This is a genomic window from Fonticella tunisiensis (genome assembly GCF_004364155.1).
GTDB lineage: Bacteria > Bacillota > Clostridia > Clostridiales > Caloramatoraceae > Fonticella > Fonticella tunisiensis.
The window spans coordinates 14,232-32,289 of the sequence record NZ_SOAZ01000016.1; the positions used below are offsets into that span (position 1 = coordinate 14,232).

At 33.4% G+C, this 18,058-nt stretch carries 12 protein-coding genes, 1 pseudogene and 1 CRISPR repeat array; of the genes and pseudogenes, 3 read left to right on the top strand and 10 right to left on the bottom strand.

The window, feature by feature from the left end; all coding sequences use genetic code 11:
* Window positions 1–94: 94 nt before the first annotated feature.
* Window positions 95–1,681 (bottom strand): four-carbon acid sugar kinase family protein, encoded by a 1,587-nt coding sequence (locus EDD71_RS09790; protein WP_279233020.1) that lies wholly within the window; start codon window positions 1,679–1,681, stop codon window positions 95–97.
* Between the two features lie 324 nt (window positions 1,682–2,005).
* Here EDD71_RS09790 and EDD71_RS16130 point away from each other — a divergent pair.
* Window positions 2,006–2,188 (top strand): annotated as a pseudogene (locus EDD71_RS16130) (DUF6431 domain-containing protein); the annotation flags it as partial.
* A gap of 69 nt (window positions 2,189–2,257) precedes the next feature.
* Here the strand turns inward: EDD71_RS16130 and EDD71_RS09795 are convergent.
* Window positions 2,258–2,458: a hypothetical protein gene (locus tag EDD71_RS09795; protein WP_207669326.1), complete on the bottom strand. Its 201-nt coding sequence runs from the start codon at window positions 2,456–2,458 to the stop codon at window positions 2,258–2,260.
* 34 nt (window positions 2,459–2,492) lie between these two features.
* Between EDD71_RS09795 and EDD71_RS09800 the strand changes: the two genes are divergently transcribed.
* Together EDD71_RS09800 and EDD71_RS09805 are read left to right on the top strand one after the other, a co-directional pair.
* Window positions 2,493–2,855, top strand: coding sequence for a hypothetical protein (locus tag EDD71_RS09800; RefSeq protein WP_133628560.1), 363 nt, complete (start codon window positions 2,493–2,495; stop codon window positions 2,853–2,855).
* 11 nt (window positions 2,856–2,866) lie between these two features.
* Entirely contained in the window at window positions 2,867–3,208 is a 342-nt protein-coding gene (locus EDD71_RS09805) for a DUF6618 family protein (RefSeq protein WP_133628561.1), read from the top strand.
* A gap of 382 nt (window positions 3,209–3,590) precedes the next feature.
* A CRISPR array of direct repeats spans window positions 3,591–9,289; the repeat unit is 30 nt; unit sequence GTTTCAATTCCTAATAGGTAGGCTAAATAC.
* A gap of 190 nt (window positions 9,290–9,479) precedes the next feature.
* On the opposite strand, the gene cas3 is transcribed toward EDD71_RS09805, so the two are convergent.
* The 8 genes from cas3 to cas4 all read right to left on the bottom strand — a co-directional run bounded on the left by cas3 (window position 9,480) and on the right by cas4 (window position 17,935).
* A complete protein-coding gene (gene cas3 / locus EDD71_RS09810) occupies window positions 9,480–11,765 on the bottom strand; it encodes a CRISPR-associated helicase Cas3' (protein ID WP_133628562.1) in 2,286 nt (761 codons plus the stop codon).
* A gap of 40 nt (window positions 11,766–11,805) precedes the next feature.
* Window positions 11,806–12,519, bottom strand: a complete 714-nt coding sequence (cas5b, locus tag EDD71_RS09815; RefSeq protein ID WP_133628563.1) for a type I-B CRISPR-associated protein Cas5b — start codon at window positions 12,517–12,519, stop codon at window positions 11,806–11,808.
* 9 nt (window positions 12,520–12,528) lie between these two features.
* The gene (gene cas7b, locus EDD71_RS09820) at window positions 12,529–13,404 is read right to left on the bottom strand and encodes a type I-B CRISPR-associated protein Cas7/Csh2 (protein WP_133628564.1); all 876 of its coding nucleotides are present in this window, start codon (window positions 13,402–13,404) and stop codon (window positions 12,529–12,531) included.
* Window positions 13,394–15,328, bottom strand: coding sequence for a TIGR02556 family CRISPR-associated protein (locus EDD71_RS09825; RefSeq protein ID WP_133628565.1), 1,935 nt, complete (start codon window positions 15,326–15,328; stop codon window positions 13,394–13,396). Before EDD71_RS09825 ends, cas7b begins: the two co-directional genes overlap by 11 nt.
* Before the next feature lie 11 nt (window positions 15,329–15,339).
* Entirely contained in the window at window positions 15,340–16,065 is a 726-nt protein-coding gene (gene cas6 / locus EDD71_RS09830; RefSeq protein ID WP_133628566.1) for a CRISPR-associated endoribonuclease Cas6, read from the bottom strand.
* 106 nt (window positions 16,066–16,171) lie between these two features.
* Window positions 16,172–16,435 carry a CRISPR-associated endonuclease Cas2 gene (gene cas2 / locus EDD71_RS09835; protein ID WP_133628567.1) on the bottom strand — a complete coding sequence of 88 codons (264 nt, stop codon included), beginning with the start codon at window positions 16,433–16,435 and terminating at the stop codon, window positions 16,172–16,174.
* Between the two features lie 4 nt (window positions 16,436–16,439).
* Window positions 16,440–17,432, bottom strand: coding sequence for a type I-B CRISPR-associated endonuclease Cas1b (cas1b, locus tag EDD71_RS09840; protein WP_133628568.1), 993 nt, complete (start codon window positions 17,430–17,432; stop codon window positions 16,440–16,442).
* An 11-nt stretch (window positions 17,433–17,443) separates the two neighbouring features.
* Window positions 17,444–17,935: a CRISPR-associated protein Cas4 gene (cas4, locus tag EDD71_RS09845; protein WP_133628569.1), complete on the bottom strand. Its 492-nt coding sequence runs from the start codon at window positions 17,933–17,935 to the stop codon at window positions 17,444–17,446.
* Between the last annotated feature and the right edge of the window lie 123 nt (window positions 17,936–18,058).

The window sequence follows — 18,058 nt, forward strand, 5'->3', positions numbered from 1 at the left end:
TGCGAGCGTTGTTCTTGAATGATTTATAATTTTTCTTACATTTTAATTGTCATAACCACCTCCTTAAAAATTTAGCTTCTGTGTAAGAAGAATCCTATAAAGCCTCCTTCAACTTTTGGATGCAAAAATCTATTGCGTTAATTTCTCCAAAGGCTCCCGCCTTTGTTATTACACGAAGTCCATGGAAGGGCCCTCCCTCAAGTTGCATAAGAGGTATTCCGGCCACTACTTCCTGGAGTATTCTTGATCCCTTTGCATTAATATGGCGGATTACTTCTATTGCGGTGTCTCCACCTGTTAGAAAGAGGCCTGAAACAGCTGCATTTGTTAATATATTCTCCACAATTTTCCCAAGGGTTTGCTGAGTAAAAGTACTTATTTCTTCCTTTGATATCCCCATTTTACTGCCCAATTGAATACAAGCCTCATAATCTTCTCTGTTATAGCTGGAAACAAGAATAGTATCACAGCCTTGCTTTAATTCATTTACAGCTTCTTCAATATAGGGTGTCAGGTTCTTGTCCCTTAGCAATTCTGCGATATTTACCCTAACTACCTTTACCCCCTTCGACTGGGCAAAATGAACCTGATTACGAGAAACCTCACTAACACTTCCAACAACACCAAGCACGGGAATCGAAGGAATATTTACCTGCATAATCGCATTAGCCAAGCCTGCAGAACCCACCCAAAGTGTCTTTTTCTTCAAAGCGCCAACAAGTTTCACGATTTTAATTAAATCTTCATCTTGAGCAGCGTCAAAGGTAACAAATTCATTATTACTAAAATCCAAATTACCGCTTCTAAGACTATCAATTGGCACATGTACAACCTTTTCCCCTATACTGCCTTGTAAAAGTTTTGTAATATCATCCTCAATTACCGGCTTGATAGGATCTCTTCCTATCTCAGTTTTTGATACAGGAGTATTACTTATATGTTGTATTCCATTAATAGTAGTCCTGTGATTAGCTGGATAAGCTGGAGCAAAAACCACTAATTCAGGCCTGTATACTTCATATAATGCTTTTACCTCTTCCGCTATATTTCCTCTTAAGGTGGAATCAACCTTTTTATAAACGCAATTAAAGGAATTTGTTAATACACTTTCACTTATCTCCTTTACTCTTTTATAGGCTTCTTCTCCACTCAATCCTCTTGATTCAGTATCGACAACCAAGGCTTGGCAGTCTATTTCATTCTCCACTTTACTAAAGATTACTTTGGTCGGTATTCCCCTCTTAGTAAACTGAACTCCAGTATCATTAGCTCCTGTAAAGTCATCTGCGATTATTAAAAATTTGTCCATTCCTTTGTTCCTCCCAACCGTCCCAAACACAAGCATGTCACTTTCACAAATATATATTATGCAATTTTTGTGCCAATATTGAAAAGCGTGTTTATTCGCTATATTTCTACAATTTTGTTGCTTTTTGCGACTTTTCTTGTTGCAAAAAGCAACAATCGATGAGCTATTCATCGGTTGCCTCAAATTTTCTGTAAAGTGAAATAATTCCTTAAATCCACGCAAAATATCAAAGGGACTCATTTTAATTTCTACTACAGGTACATCTACAGCATTTTTAATCATTTTATAGGTACCACCCCTTGAAATCAGTACCCTTGTCCCCTCATTAATGACTCTGTGTGCTGCCCTTACACCTTCGCTTAAATCCCCTATGAAACATCTACATCCAGTTCATTATCATCTATAATTTTTTTTAGCCATATATTGTTAAACGTCAAAATAAAGCCTGCTAAATTTCTAAAAATGCGTTAAAATAAATTCACCTTTAATACTTGCGTAAAATTAAATAATCTGACCTTTAGGAATGCAAATTAAGAAAACTGTCAATACTTATAAAAAATACAAAAAAAGGAAAAGGGGAAAGTGGTTTCAAAACCATTCTTTCCCCTAAAAACAAATCCTACAATGATAAGTATTGCCAAGTTTTCCGAAAATATAATCAAAGACTTGTTATTAAGAGAAAAAAATTTTGAGCATATGTATGGATGCCCTTCATGCGGCTATAAAGGCATGTTTCACCGCCATGGTCACTATGATAGGAACGTAGTTACCCTTAATCAACATTTTGTCATTAGTATCCAGCGTTTTTTATGTCCTTGCTGTGGCAAAACTTACTCACTCCTACCATCCTTTCTTATCCCATATTTTATCTATACCTTTGACGTAATCATATTTTGTCTGTATTCCATATTTGCGCTACAAAAAAAGGCTAACTATGTATGTAGTATTCTACATGGCTGCAATAAGCAGTGCTTCATGACTATTCAATCCATCATCTTTTTTAAGAAGAGATTCCTGTCTAAAATTCATGTTGTAAATACCTTTTTTGCTGCCATGGATTGTTTTCATTATGATTCGGATTTGTCCTCTTTCTCGAAGAATGAGGCTGCCGCCATATTGCTTTCTAGAATAGTTCCTTTCAAACAGCATCCTTGATGATTTTAGATTGATCCTCAATTTTGATATGGATTCTAAAAACCTGTGCATAGTTATATTCTGCGGCCAGCCTAAACTTGTATTGCAGCTTGATAGACAGCCCCATGAAGCTCTACATCAGCGTATAGCAATTAATTATACTTTTTCCGGTTTATCCAGAACAGAGACACAGAAATATATACTATCACGCTTTAAAGCAAGTGGAAGAAGAGAACCCCCTATAGAAGAAAGTGCCTATGAACTCATTTATACGACTACTGGTGGTATCCCAAGAAAGATCAATAAGCTTATGACTATGGCACTTCTCTTGGGTTTTAAAGAAAAACAATCTATACTTACTCCAGACATATTTTTAAAGTCAAACGATGAAGATACCCTTAAAATACCCTAGGAGATGAGATTATGACTACTAATGTTAATATTCCAGTTAAGTGCACGATTGGGGACAAAGATCATTGTCCCAATGAATCATGGGAAGCACGCATATCATACATAAAAAATTATGGGAGCCATTACGAAATGAGGATACAATCCTACTACGGGTCAGTTTTGGTGTTGTTTGGTAAAACTGCCTTTGGCTATTTTGCATGTATTCCTGATTATGAAGCAGGATGCCATCTTTCCCATCTTGGAGACATCTTCTGGAATATTGAGCAGTTAGTCAGGATTATTGACGAAGTCACAGGAATTACAATTGCAGAGGCGCTTCGTGCTGTTGCAGATTATATTGATCCTAAAATTTAAAAGAACGTATCTAAATGATTTTTAAGGTTCTTGTCTACCGGGAGGATAGGGCAATGTAGGGATACAACCTGAGCGCCTGGTGGAATTCTATACAAGACAAATGAGAAAGGGTGGTATTTATACTACCTTTTTTCATTTGTCTTGGAAGAGCCAAAGCGATAAATCCCGGGGGTTGGGGCAGAGCCCCATATGTACTAAGTTTCTATAATTTGCATTTTAGGCTGATTTTACTAGAAGCAGTTTATTTAATCTGCTGTTTTTAGAATCATTTTTTATTATTTTGAGGTTATTATATTGCGACTTTATCAGCATATTTTATTGTGCTGTGTAACAGGTAGGCTAAATCAGCAATTCTCTTATGCGAAGACGTAGACGACCCGAAGTTTCAATTCCTTATAGGTAGGCTAAATACTTTCTTTCAAGGTTTGACGAATATGGAGAATACAATGAAGTTTCAATTCCTTATAGGTAGGCTAAATACTAAAAGGAGTGGTAAAAATGCCAACTTGTTTAAATTGTTTCAATTCCTAATAGGTAGGCTAAATACTTCGACTGCACCGGCATAGACTGGAGCAGTCTTATAGTTTCAATTCCTTATAGGTAGGCTAAATACGTGTATATTTGATTGATATACACTCACATATCAAATAGTTTCAATTCCTAATAGGTAGGCTAAATACTTTGCTGCTTAATACTTCACCATGTCACTTCTACTCTTGTTTCAATTCCTAATAGGTAGGCTAAATACCTGCACCCCCTGCTTTTATTGTTTCTTTTTTCTTAGTTTCAATTCCTAATAGGTAGGCTAAATACCATCAACTTACCAAGCATATTGAGTACACATATCTTAGGTTTCAATTCCTAATAGGTAGGCTAAATACTCAACAAGATTGCTAAGGATTTGCTGGATATTGGAGTTTCAATTCCTAATAGGTAGGCTAAATACGAAAAATTGGACAGATTGAAAACTGCTCAAGAGCAAGGTTTCAATTCCTAATAGGTAGGCTAAATACTATAGCAGACGAGATAGGCGCTTTTAGAGATTATCAGTTTCAATTCCTAATAGGTAGGCTAAATACGAAGTGGCAGATTTGGTATTGCGGGAAGTGAAAAAGTTTCAATTCCTAATAGGTAGGCTAAATACCCTTACAGCAGTATCAATCATGTACAAAGAAAATGGGTTTCAATTCCTAATAGGTAGGCTAAATACCATATAAAGGTTTTTGCGTTTTTTCGTGGTATGAAGTTTCAATTCCTAATAGGTAGGCTAAATACTACCAGGCTGGCAAGGGAATTTGCAGAACTTCCAGCGTTTCAATTCCTAATAGGTAGGCTAAATACTTAAAGTCAGTTGAAATGAAACAAGAGCTTGAGGCATGTTTCAATTCCTAATAGGTAGGCTAAATACCGGGGAGCTTAAAAAAGATGCTATAGATAGGATTGTGTTTCAATTCCTAATAGGTAGGCTAAATACTAATCGGCGATTTAAAAGAAGCTATTGTAATGTTTGAGTTTCAATTCCTAATAGGTAGGCTAAATACACTTTTTTCCCTCCCCCTACCCTCTCAGCTAAATCACTGTTTCAATTCCTAATAGGTAGGCTAAATACATATAGCAGACTTTTTGAAAGATATTGATGGGAAAAAGTTTCAATTCCTAATAGGTAGGCTAAATACAGTCCAGATTCTCCTTCCACACATGGTGGATGAGCAAAGTTTCAATTCCTAATAGGTAGGCTAAATACCCTATGGCGGAGATGTATTTGCAGCCGCAGGAATATAGTTTCAATTCCTAATAGGTAGGCTAAATACCTTCCCTTTCGAAGTCTTCTATCCTGTATTCATCCTGTTTCAATTCCTAATAGGTAGGCTAAATACCTTGTCCATTAACCTTACAAGTATTACCCAGTCTCCGTTTCAATTCCTAATAGGTAGGCTAAATACCCAAAGAAGACTCTACCAGAAGGCACTTTGAAGAGTAGTTTCAATTCCTAATAGGTAGGCTAAATACCTACGAATGTGTTAGTTACTAATATTACAAAGGCATAGTTTCAATTCCTAATAGGTAGGCTAAATACTTGAATATTCAATTGAACAGCTTGTAGAGCTATTTAAGTTTCAATTCCTAATAGGTAGGCTAAATACCCTCTATTTTCTCTAATAAAGAGGTGAAAACATGAAAGGTTTCAATTCCTAATAGGTAGGCTAAATACGCCTGCATAAGGCTTGGAATAGATGGAAAGCAATTTAGTTTCAATTCCTAATAGGTAGGCTAAATACCATATTACTCATTTTGATTATCCCCCTCTTTCACTAAGTTTCAATTCCTAATAGGTAGGCTAAATACCTATTTCCTCGAACTTCATGTTTAGTATCTCTCCAGTTTCAATTCCTAATAGGTAGGCTAAATACATAGAATGGTGCTATATGCCTTAGCGCATATAGCTTTTGTTTCAATTCCTAATAGGTAGGCTAAATACAGGTGGAGCCGACAAGATTTCTCCACCGAAACATCTGTTTCAATTCCTAATAGGTAGGCTAAATACACCTCTCCCTCCTTTTCAAATGGTAGATGAGTAAAGTTTCAATTCCTAATAGGTAGGCTAAATACTTCTTTGAGTCTACGCAAAAAATGGGAATTTTATACATAGTTTCAATTCCTAATAGGTAGGCTAAATACAAGAAAATTAGAAAAGAGAAAAGCAAGGAGATGGATAGTTTCAATTCCTAATAGGTAGGCTAAATACCAACTGCCACTAAGATTGGTACTAAAGCGATATCAGTTTCAATTCCTAATAGGTAGGCTAAATACACGATTTCCCAAATTGAAAGTGGAAAGCGCCAAACGTGTTTCAATTCCTAATAGGTAGGCTAAATACCTAAGGATAAGAAGGCGTAAGCCTTTGAACATTGCAGTTTCAATTCCTAATAGGTAGGCTAAATACTCGCTTTCATTAGATGGTTCCAGTTCTTCAAGTTTTTTGTTTCAATTCCTAATAGGTAGGCTAAATACACACAAGAGAGAAAAATTTGCTATGACCGAACAGGTTAGTTTCAATTCCTAATAGGTAGGCTAAATACTCATAGAGGTCATAGAATATATGCCTTGCATTAACTTGTTTCAATTCCTAATAGGTAGGCTAAATACGAGCGAACATTTGCTTCTCAAAGATATGTTGAGAAATTGTTTCAATTCCTAATAGGTAGGCTAAATACTGAGTCCATCTTCTGTGATAAATAACTTTGCCATTGTCGTTTCAATTCCTAATAGGTAGGCTAAATACTATTTATTTCTTTTTCTTGCCATTCAAGGCTTTTTTCGTTTCAATTCCTAATAGGTAGGCTAAATACATGACTGCGCAGGCATAGCCTGGAGCAGTTTAATAAAGTTTCAATTCCTAATAGGTAGGCTAAATACTGAATATTCAATTGAACAGCTTGTAGAGCTATTTAAGTTTCAATTCCTAATAGGTAGGCTAAATACTTCGCCTCCTTCCTCCTTATCTTTGGTTGTTTTGATGTTTCAATTCCTAATAGGTAGGCTAAATACTACAGTTCAGCCAGGGGACACTCTCTGGAGTATAGGTTTCAATTCCTAATAGGTAGGCTAAATACAATAAAACATGCTGTTGAAGAATTAGAAGATAAATGTTTCAATTCCTAATAGGTAGGCTAAATACCTTCATCAGCATGGAAGAAATGTAGAGATGGATATATGTTTCAATTCCTAATAGGTAGGCTAAATACAGCGGAGCAGAAATGCTCTTCCGCTCAACCTGAAAAAGTTTCAATTCCTAATAGGTAGGCTAAATACAAGAATCATTGATGGTGTTTATACATATGAGTATGTGAGTTTCAATTCCTAATAGGTAGGCTAAATACAAGTGTGAAACCACAATTTTTATAAGGTGAGGTTTGTTTCAATTCCTAATAGGTAGGCTAAATACATATGAATTCCTCTGCACATCAAGTTTTTTCAAGTTGTTTCAATTCCTAATAGGTAGGCTAAATACTTAAAAATATTATTTTTGATGTCTTTAACATCTTTTTGTTTCAATTCCTAATAGGTAGGCTAAATACATGCCATGTTTTATGGCTGCCTGCTGGGCAGCCCTCATGTTTCAATTCCTAATAGGTAGGCTAAATACATTGCAGAATCGAATCTTTAAATTTTGCAGAAACATGTTTCAATTCCTAATAGGTAGGCTAAATACTACTTGCCAATAAAATTTTTTCCCCGGTGTTCCTGGTTTCAATTCCTAATAGGTAGGCTAAATACCGATGTGTCGCATTGTAAGAGTAAAAAAGTTATATGGTTTCAATTCCTAATAGGTAGGCTAAATACTTTATAGCTTATTTCACACCTCTTACATAAATTCAAACGTTTCAATTCCTAATAGGTAGGCTAAATACTAAAAGCTGAATATAGACAATTTTTAAAGGAACATAAGTTTCAATTCCTAATAGGTAGGCTAAATACAACATGAGATTAAAATTATTATCAAAATGTGAAATTGGTTTCAATTCCTAATAGGTAGGCTAAATACATTAGCAAAGAAATATTAAATTTTGAAAGGAGATATGGTTTCAATTCCTAATAGGTAGGCTAAATACTTAGTTCAGCCCTTAAAGCTTCTTCAAAGGTCATAGTTTCAATTCCTAATAGGTAGGCTAAATACAGAAATTCATTGAACATAAGTAGCCAGCATGTAGTGTTTCAATTCCTAATAGGTAGGCTAAATACTAACAGACCGCTAACGCTCAACCTGTGAATAAATTAGTTTCAATTCCTAATAGGTAGGCTAAATACTTGATAGCAAAGAAGATGCTTTAAAAAAGATTGAAGAGTTTCAATTCCTAATAGGTAGGCTAAATACTTATTAGATAAAAATTGGAAGTCGTTTTTTAAATCCAGTTTCAATTCCTAATAGGTAGGCTAAATACCTGCTGCGTCGTTTGATAGTAACATTAACTTATTTATGTTTCAATTCCTAATAGGTAGGCTAAATACGACGAGTGGGGCTTTGGTGCAGAATTAATAGAAAAAAGTTTCAATTCCTAATAGGTAGGCTAAATACACAGAAGAAAGAACTATAACAGCAGAAAAAGTAGAGTTTCAATTCCTAATAGGTAGGCTAAATACTTGAAACGGACAACTGGTATAACCCAGAACCAAGAAGGTTTCAATTCCTAATAGGTAGGCTAAATACGAGAAAAGGCACTGATTACAACATGCCAACTCAAAAATGTTTCAATTCCTAATAGGTAGGCTAAATACTATAACCGGTCAGCTTTTTCTCAGCCATTTTCTGTCGTTTCAATTCCTAATAGGTAGGCTAAATACTAGAAGAATTCAAAAATTATATTTATGGACTTATAGGGTTTCAATTCCTAATAGGTAGGCTAAATACTCGCCTTTAAGCTGTTCTATAGCCTCTTTAGAACTCTCGTTTCAATTCCTAATAGGTAGGCTAAATACCTTGCTCTACTTTATAAAATGTACTTTTACTAACTCCGTTTCAATTCCTAATAGGTAGGCTAAATACGGCTTGAAGGGTATTAAGTGCGGGAGATGTAACGCACGTTTCAATTCCTTATAGGTAGGCTAAATACTCTTCTTCCCAGTTTTCATCTTTTGCAACAACTAAAGTGTTTCAATTCCTAATAGGTAGGCTAAATACAGGATGAAACAATAAAAGAATCCTTGCAGCAATATAGTTTCAATTCCTAATAGGTAGGCTAAATACTAACTTTATTCCTAGCAGATTCAGGTCGTTGTGTTCTAGTTTCAATTCCTAATAGGTAGGCTAAATACATAGCTAACCATGCTGGAATAAGCTTTATATAACCAGGTTTCAATTCCTAATAGGTAGGCTAAATACTAAATGGGACGAACTGACAGGGGAATACAACCCTGTGTTTCAATTCCTAATAGGTAGGCTAAATACCAATTTCACCGTATACAACAGCTGAACCATCAAACTGTTTCAATTCCTAATAGGTAGGCTAAATACCCTTTCGAAGTCTTTTCTTGCTGTATTCTTGTATGAGTGTTTCAATTCCTAATAGGTAGGCTAAATACCCTAACAAGCCTTATTATATCTATATTATTTCATCCTGTCAATTTGTTTCTTTTTTTTAATAAAAAAGTAACTTTCTAGCTTTTTCAATACTTTAAGCCTGCTGTCGACCCCCTGGGTTTTTTGCAAGATTCAGGATCGACAGCAAAAACTAACTCAACAAAACGTGACAGGCACGTTTTGTTGAGTTAGTTAGAAAATCATATAGCTTTCATTTTGATCTCTAATTAAACCTGTATTTTTATTGTAGTTATCATCTATTCCTTCAAATGGAAGAACTAATATGCCATGTCTATTATCAAACCTTTTAAACATATTTTTAGGAACAGAAATAAAATACTTATTTAGCTCATTTTTTATCTCAAGATACCTTTCCCTTCTTTTTTCAAAGTCCTTTATACTTAAAATTTTAAAATATCTTTCTAAAATACCCCTTGCCTCTTCATCTATTTCAATAAATATGTCAATATATCCCGCGTTATTCTCTATTAATGAAAATTTTGCTACTGGATATTTATCTTTTGAAAAGTTAAGCCTCTTTATAGATTTAATAATGCCCTCTGATAAATCCATCGCCTTGTTTTTAGTAACCTCTTTAAAATATGCATTTATTAGTTCATAGTAATCCTTTTCATTTATATATTCAAACCCCTCTAAAATTTTTCTTGTTATATTAACCGAAGCTGTCCCATATACATGCTTTGAGAAAGGCTCTCCTTCTTCATTTACCATCCTATAAACATAAACATCACCTTTATCTTTGACACCATTTCTATTGCAGCGCCCTGCACACTGTATGATTGAATCAAGAGGTGCAAGATCCCTTATTACAACATCAAAATCAAAGTCGACTCCTGCTTCAACAACCTGTGTTGATACCAATATTATCTTATCTCCATTTTTCAATCTTTCTACAATTTCCTCAATCCTCTGCTTTCTATGCTTTGGTACAAGATTTGTTGAAAGATAATATATGTCCCTATCTAAATTAGAAAGTCCATTAAACACCTCTATTGACTGATTTATAGTATTGCATACGATCATATAGGATTTATACTCTAAATTTTGTTTAAATTCATCTACAAATTCTTGAACGGTTATGCTGCTTAGCTTTGGTATTATTCTTGTTCTATCAAAAAGATTGAAGTATTTCTCACATCCATCTAAAAGCTCTACTGCATCCTTTAATATTGCTGGTTTTGTTGCTGTCATCATTATTATCTTTACATCTAAATATTTTGCTGCCATTTCAAATATAAAATCAACTAAAGGATAGTATTTTATATCAATCGCCTGAACTTCATCTAAAAGTATAATAGAACCCTTTATATTTACAAACTTTTTGACCATTCTATTTCTAACACCAACTAAACTCTCTAAAAGTTGCACAAATGTTGTAACAACAACAGAGCTCTCCCAATTTTCTATAAGAAGCTCTGACTGTGCTTTACTGTAGTCCATATTCTCATCATTATATTCAACATCTGCCATACTATGATGCTTAATTAAAAACCTACTCTCTGACAGTCTATAATCCTCAATTTCATTGAAAATTTCCTTAATAACCTCATAGTTTTGGTCAATTATAGATGTAAAGGGAAGTGCGTATATTATCCTTCTTCTGTCCCCTAAAATCTCCCTTAATTTTAATGCAGCAAAAAATCCAGCATATGTTTTACCTGTTCCTGTTGGTGCAGTTATAGTGAACATGCTCTTATTAAAGTTTCTGGAGATCCCATCCATAACTTTTCTAAAAATATCGCTTCTAATTCCACCTAAATCATTTTTGCCCTTTATCTTCTGTTGTCTTACATCTTCCAATTTATCAAATGTTATATATCCTTCTTCAGGAATCTGTGTATTAGAGGCACTTATTTTATCAGCTGATATTAGAGCAGAGTATAGGCACATAAGGTTTATATAGTGAACTTCTTCTTCCCTTCTTTCAAGGGAAAAATGTATTTTTCTAAGATTTAAAAGCACATCCTCTACACTCGTTTCTAAAAATTCATTAAAAATTTCGCCAAATCCCAGCTTTTCATAATCATTATATATAACATCTTTATTTTGCCTTATATCCTCAGTTTGCTTTTTTACTACATTTAGCTTATCCTTAACCCATAAATCAGTTTCATCTATCCCCTTAAAATTTTTAGGAAGACTTTCACTTGGACTTTCTAAATTTCCATGATGATGCAAAATAGCAAGATAAGCATACAAAGGATGTGCACCCGAAAGCAGCTTTAAAGCTGCAAATGCACCAAATACTGCTGATATAAAACCATGCTTTGTAAGTTCAGATGATTCACCCTTAAATAAATGTCTTTGAAAATATGTTGTGTATTTTCCAAAATCATGGCATAGGGCTATTATCCTATAGGCTTCTTTTTGCTCACCATAAAGCAAATCATTATTTATCCCATATACCTCTTTTAAATGGTCTATTAAAAGCTTATCTGGATGCGAATAAAACTCCACAAAAAATCCCTCCTATTTAAAGAGGGGACAAAAAGTCCCCTCACATAAACACAATATTTTCACCATTTTCTAGTCTTACAAAATCACAATTTAGGCTTACCTTTAAATCCTTTCCCCTCTCTTCAAATATATATGTCGCAGCTTCTTTGATCATCCTATCCTCAAAAAAGTCCCTTGGCACTCTCTCCCTTACAAGCACCATATCATCATAGTTAAATTTTATATCCTTTATATAGTCTTTATTTATTGGGGTTACAATGTCACCTTCCCCTTGTATATACTCCCCTTGATATTCACCAACATATTCAATATTAGCACTAAATGGAGCAGCACCAAGATATATGGGATATTCACATTTTCCACAGCATACCCTGTGTTTAATCTCTTCATATATATCTTTGCATCTATGCCTTAAATACACCCTGTACACCACATTGTTATCCTGGGCTGCAATGATTTCAAATGGAACTTGAGTATGGTCCTTTACTGCAAATACGCCGTTTGGGTTCTCTACCTTCATATAGTTCAAAGTCTGCATAATCCTTCTTGGCTTAAACATTACCCTTGCAGTTATATATAAATTTTCACTGGACAATAAATCATAATAGCTGTCCCTCTCAATCCCTAATATTGATGCTACTACTCCCATTAGTGTAGTCCGTGGTGGAAATAGATAGGACATAGATGATGAGTTAGTATAAAACTTTCTAAAGTGGGCAAACTTACCCTTTAAATCAAATACCAAAACATTCATATAATCACCCTACTTAACTTCAACTAAATTAAAATCAGCCAGTACGTTCTTTAAGGCTACTACTCTACCTTCATACACAAGCTCCAATGCTTCATCCGCAAAATAGAATACCTTATTTATTTTATCCTTATTATTTATTAACCTTTCAACAAGCTTTGTAATATCTAAACTTACCTCTTCAATGTCCCTTACGTTTTCAACCTTTTCAGAAAGTACAATATAATCTCTAAAATCCCCTAGTATTGTTTGGCTATCATTATATTCAACCCTTAAATATAGCCTTGGATATTGTCCTACCTTACTTCTTGTTGCTTGATTTACTATAGCATATTTCATGGCTTTATCAAGAAGTTCTAAATCCTCTGGCTTTAATCTCGTTTTTTCTGCCCTTTTACCAGACACAACGCCAAAGAAAGAGATAAGTGAATATTTAACCCTATAATCCTTTCCTATTGCACCCTGTGAATTTCCTGTCTCGCTTGAAAAATGAGATGTAATTGAAGACTCCAAAAGTTCAACCTTATTTAATGAGTATCCCCAATTAAATTGAACAGGTCCTATAAATGTCTTGTTGTCACTTTTAACCGGCATAGTTGCTCCAAACATTCTAACGTCAATTAAATTTTCAAGTATCCAATCTTCAGTAAATTCCTTAAAACCCTTTGTTCTTCCTTCTGCATTTACAACCTTGCCATCCACCATTCTTACAAAAATATCATGTCCTAAGTCATATAAATAATCTCTTATGTATCTTTTAAGTCTTAAATCTGAAACAAGATTTACTTCCCTTTCGTAATCCATTCTAGGTCTATTTTCCTCATCAGGATCTCCATTTGGATTACAAAGCTTTGCATCATAAAGATATAAAATTTCGTTATTGTTCATCTTTTTCATCCTCCTTCAAAAATGGTTTTACACTGGCGTAGGAATATCCTGAAAGTATATAATATAAGTTTTCATTCTTATTTAGACTCCAATTTGCTAAGTTTTTATCAAGAAGCCGTTTAAATTCAAAATATACTGCTTCATTATACACCCTAAGTGGCTTGTCATTTACCTTTTCTTGATTTAACTTATTAAATACATCTGATGACAGCCTTAGTATTTTTTGCTTATCTATTCCATTAAAGTTTAATTTATTAAGTATAGGCTTTTTGTCATTTAATCTTTTTCTTTGGGCATTTCCAACTTCACCTATTAAGTAGCCTAGCAGGAAAAGTGCTGCCCTCTCTTCATCATATCCCATTGCTTCAATATATTCCTTCAAATCATCCCTCACAGATAATTTAGATACATCCATCGCTTCTCCCTCCTTTAAACAGCCGAGCTTTTCAAGCATTTTTAAGAAAATTAATGTCCTATTTATATAACCTTCTATTGTTTTGTACCTTGAAATATTGTACTCACCGTAATTATCGTTTTCCTGCTTTCTGTTTATAATTGCAGCAGCCCTACAAAAACCATTTATTAGATTTCTTCTATCTAGTGATCTTAGAGTTAAAATTGCATCATATATGTTTAAAATATTTCTGTATTCTGTTGCCTCTCCCTTACTTTCTCTAATTGGAGTCATATTATAAATTGTATATAAATTAAAATCGTGTTTACCTAAAAAAGGCCCAGTTTCTTTTTTAGCTAAATCTATAGATTTACACAGTGTCCTGAATATTCCTGGGTTTACATCATTTATAAGTCTTTGTATTTTTGTTGATTTTTGAACATTTTTATAGAACATGAAATTTAATAGAAAATATGCATTTGTATCGTTAAAGCTCAGCGACATATCAAGTTCATTTCTAAACTCATCTATGTCAGATAAATTCTTTAATGTGTCAAAGGAGTAATTTATTTTATCCTTTATAAAATCTAAATCCCTAATATCTATGTTCTCGCCATATATAAAATGGGGAATTATATATACCTTAAATGTTGCAAGCTTTGTTGAAAAGTTATTTATAACATATGTTTCACCTGCAAGTAGGCTGTTTAGGCAGTTCTCACAAAGCTGCATGTTTTTCTTGTAGTTGCTCTTATTAAACCCACTTGCAAAAATAGCCAGATTTGTTGTATAGTATTTTAACTTTGTTTTGGTTAAATCATCTGAGACATTTTCACTGTTTCCACATATATGGCAAATACTTTTTTCACTTTTCCTTGCAGCCTTCTTCTTAGGTTTTTTTGACTCTAATACAGCCCTTCTGTATTCCTCATAATCTGTAAGTGGTACACCATCTATGCATATTACAAACAAACCAAAGTCATTTAGTTTAACACCATATTGGGATTTTAAAAAGGCCTCAAGCTCTTTTGCCAATACATCAGAGAATTTACTTCCCTTTTTACCCGATGCTATGTATTCATTATACCTTTCCTTTACATTAAAGTTTTGAATACCTATTTTACTTAAATCCAGTGCATACCTATATCTTTTTAATGTTTCATCTTCCAAATCAACAAAATAGTTTTCTAAAATATATTTTATTTTTGAGTTCAATGGGTCTCCTAAATCAATATCAGTTAAACTGTTTATGGTCTGATTTAAAAAATATGTTATGTTGCTGCTTGAAGCATACCACTGTGGTGAATTTGCCCCATCTGCAGGTCCAACATAGCAATATTTTGACGAAGTACCAGTGTTCATTTCTTCATCCAAGTTAAATTCCAGCTTAGTCTCTGAAGTTGAAAAGTTAATCTTTAGAACATGTCTCCTTTTTCCTTTAACCTCTGGTTCCAGCTCCTTTATTATGTTTTCAAGTAGGCCCCTCTCTTTTAGAGCCGATTGCCCTATTTGAATTAATCCTTCAATCAATTTTTCACCTCCTACAAAACTTCAATGCATCCAAAACCCTGGGAATTTTTAGAGCCAATGCCTGCTCCATAAGCAACCTTTAAAAGTTCCTTTGAACCTTCAATAACAAACTCCCCATTCCACCCCTTTATTACAGTATTTTTATATAACACAATGCTCTCCTTTAAAGTATTCTTTACAGGCTTTATGCTAAATTTTATATCATCTGGATCTTTGCCATAAAAGGACTTATATTTATATATTAAGTTTCTTCTTACAAGCTCCTCAAAATCCTCCTCCATAGGATTATAATAGTAAGTTTTCTTTTTTCCATCCCTTTCAAATGTGCTATAAACTGTAATTGGTGATTTTGATATAAATTTTACATTATCTAATTCTGGAAAAATATAACATATCCTTTCAATCTCTATTTCTTTCCCAAATATATTTATACTTCCCTTCTCTATATAGTTTTCAACTACATATTTTAAAAACTCATCATCTAATGATGAAATTAAAAGCTTTGCTCCTTCAAAATATTTTATTCTCTTATTTTGTATATCTAACTTATACTTTCCCTCAAGCCTTGAAAATGTAAATAGCTTGTATCTTCTTTTGTTGTATTCGTAACCTTTGTCGTGTAAAAACCTTGAATAATTTTCATCATTAATCCACTTATATATTACTGCCTGTAGTATGTGGTTATAGTGAATGGGAAGATCAAGTTCATCAAATTTCAAGTTTAACTCTACCCTCATTATTGCATCTCCTTTGTTAAACTTTATTAATTAAATTTCTACATTTTTTTAAAATTTCCTTCCTCTATTAATAAAATTTACATCTTCCCATCCTATTTTTATTGCATTAAATTATTATGTTTTGTGGATTTTTATCTAATCCCATAACTTCACGATTTGAATATTTTAGGCTGTTGAACTGATATATTATTACAGAATCCGCATCTTTTTTAATTATCCTGCTAAGCTCCATCTTTAGTTTTTTTAAATTTGCCTCTGTTATCTCTCCTTCAAATACTGAGTTTTGCACCCATGTTAGATATTCTCTACACTTTTTTAAAATCTTTGCTACCCTTTTCTCCTCAACATCATAAACTAGAATAACAAACATAGTATCACCACCTGGCAACAAATGGAGTGTATTCTTCATCTTGGGTTATGTGTTTTTGTATTTTATATAATTCCATCCTTATAATTTTTCTGTAGCTTACTATTTGATTAAGTTTTGGATGGTTTATTGTAACATCCAGTTTGTTATTAAACTCCTGCACAAATATTTTTCTTCCCTTTTCATCTAGTATTATGCCGTTTAATTGTTCATCAAAATCTTCTTCTGTTATGTACGTTCTGTTTATAAGGGAAAAAATGAGCCTGTCAACTATAGCAGGTTTAAATATTTCTGCAACATCTAGATTTAGTGTAAATTTTCTATTGTTGGTAGAGTGGAGATATCCAATACTTGGGTTTAATTGGGTATGGTATATCTCTGATAAAACTACAGAATAAAGAAGTGAATTGCCAAAACTGATTAGTGCATTTAATCTATTAAGCGGTGGGCGTTTGCTTCTTTTTTCAAATACAAACCCGGGCTTGTTTATTATATTGTCAAAACATGAGTAATAGATTTCTCTAATATTGCCCTCAACTGCCATAACCTCTTCTACAGTATTTGACGAAGCTAAATCTTCTCTTTTTTCTACAATTGCGTTGATCCTATCTTCAATTTCAATTCCCCTGGATTTATAGTACCTAAGAACTATAAGCATATTTGAAAATGCTCCATCTATTATCTTTTTTGCAATGTTAAGTCTTTTTTCATAATCCGTATAATACTCAGCCTGTTTTAAAAGAACATACCCTGAATTTAAGTGCTCCCTTGGATAGAAGCTTCCTACATAATATCCATAATGATTAAAAAAGTGGAGGACTATCTCCTTTTGTGCTGCAAACTCTAAAAACCTTTTATTAACATCAACATCACCAAAAATCCATATATTGTTTATTTCTTCAACGGGTAGATATTTTTTTCCTTCACTGGTTTCAAAATATAGTGTATTGTCCTTTCTTCTTAACTCTCCATTGGAGAAAATATATATATCTTTATTCATTTAACCTCCTCCTAAGCATAGCAATATTCTCTATATGCACAGTTTTTACAATATATACACTCCTCTATCTTTGGAGGTACTTTTGAATTTGTTATATCTATTATTTCCGCTTCAATTTTCTTAAGCTCCTTAATATTTTCATCTGTAAGTTTTATTTCAACCCTTCTTCTCTCCTCTGGATATTGCAATACTCCACTTGCTTCAATTCCTGCTTCCTTTAATACTTTTAAATAGTACATGAGTTGCCATTTAGATGCCTCCAAGAATTTAGAGGATTTTTTTGTTTCTCCTATTACAAGCTTATTTCCATCTTGATAAACAACATCAAATACTACATTACCAAATCTTATTTCCTTATCATTTCTACGATAGTAGTTTTCATGTATAAATCTTCCTATTTCAATATTGTCATCTTCTTGGTCAGGTACAATTCCGTGGGACATAAGGTAGACTTCTCTTTTGCATATTTTGTAGTACCAGACAAGTGTGCCATTTACATCCAAAGTATCACCACCTTTGAATAGTTATTCCTTATGGTATGCTAAAAACAAGAAGTTGAAAATGTATAAGAAACTTGAAGAAACGTTTAAATTCCTTATAGGTAGGCTAAATATCTGTATAGTGAA

Bases quoted from the DNA above. Each gene is read 5' to 3' on its own strand.
- EDD71_RS09795 (WP_207669326.1), bottom strand. From the start codon at position 2,458: ATGCTGTTTGAAAGGAACTATTCTAGAAAGCAATATGGCGGCAGCCTC.
- EDD71_RS09800 (WP_133628560.1), top strand. From the start codon at position 2,493: ATGGATTCTAAAAACCTGTGCATAGTTATATTCTGCGGCCAGCCTAAA.
- EDD71_RS09805 (WP_133628561.1), top strand. From the start codon at position 2,867: ATGACTACTAATGTTAATATTCCAGTTAAGTGCACGATTGGGGACAAA.
- cas5b (WP_133628563.1), bottom strand. From the start codon at position 12,519: ATGAATGTTTTGGTATTTGATTTAAAGGGTAAGTTTGCCCACTTTAGA.
- cas7b (WP_133628564.1), bottom strand. From the start codon at position 13,404: ATGAACAATAACGAAATTTTATATCTTTATGATGCAAAGCTTTGTAAT.
- cas6 (WP_133628566.1), bottom strand. From the start codon at position 16,065: ATGAGGGTAGAGTTAAACTTGAAATTTGATGAACTTGATCTTCCCATT.
- cas2 (WP_133628567.1), bottom strand. From the start codon at position 16,435: ATGTTTGTTATTCTAGTTTATGATGTTGAGGAGAAAAGGGTAGCAAAG.
- cas1b (WP_133628568.1), bottom strand. From the start codon at position 17,432: ATGAATAAAGATATATATATTTTCTCCAATGGAGAGTTAAGAAGAAAG.